The organism is Pseudoflavonifractor sp. 60 (assembly GCF_009911645.1).
Lineage (GTDB): Bacteria > Bacillota > Clostridia > Oscillospirales > Oscillospiraceae > Lawsonibacter.
In genome coordinates this window covers 1-654 of sequence record NZ_QWKI01000021.1, presented here as the reverse complement: position 1 = coordinate 654, position 654 = coordinate 1, and the positions used below count along the sequence as shown (strand labels likewise).

The 654-nt window shown below is 51.1% G+C and carries 1 protein-coding gene; it reads left to right on the top strand.

Annotation, left to right across the window (positions count from 1 at the left end; genetic code table 11):
- Positions 1-148: 148 nt before the first annotated feature.
- Positions 149-484, top strand: coding sequence for a type II toxin-antitoxin system RelE/ParE family toxin (locus D1646_RS02515; protein ID WP_160634928.1), 336 nt, complete (start codon positions 149-151; stop codon positions 482-484).
- Positions 485-654: the final 170 nt, after the last annotated feature.

Here is a 654-nt window from a genome sequence, read left to right as displayed (position 1 = left end):
AAATACGCGATTGTGGATATCCGGGACTACGAAAAGACGCTGGCCACCATTAAGCTGATGAATGAGCTGGACAAGGGACGCAGGTCCGGAGAGACGGAACCCCTGATCTCACAGGAGGAGATAAGGGCGCATTTCCGCGCAAAAGCCAATGCAGTATAACATTGATTATACGGCGGAAGCCCAGCGGGATTTAGATGGAATATGGGATCACATTGCATCTGAATTTCAAAATACCTCCGCCGCGAACAGCATTGTCAACCGCATTATGGACGATGTGGACCAGCTGGAAACGTTTCCGGAGCTTGGTCCGCTCCTGTCCTCCATTGCTGACACAACCCGCAGCCTTCGGTTCCTCACCACCGGAAATTACATCACCTTTTATTGTATTCTTGGCTCTGAAATTCGGATTGAACGTATCCTCTACGGACGCCGGGACTATCTCGCCTGCCTGTTCGGCAAATCCCTCCCCCGGGAAAACAGCTGAAACTCTGCCCGGCGCAGTCTGACCTGTGCCGGGCAATTTTCGTAAAGTTTTATGTTGAATTTTACAGCGCTCTGGGGTATACTGAGGAGAGAAAGGAGTTGAGCCGTATGCCTAATATTAAACCCGTCTCCGACCTGCGCAACTACGGCGAAGTGTTACAGGACGTTGTT

Bases quoted from the DNA above. Each gene is read 5' to 3' on its own strand.
- D1646_RS02515 (WP_160634928.1), top strand. From the start codon at position 149: ATGCAGTATAACATTGATTATACGGCGGAAGCCCAGCGGGATTTAGAT.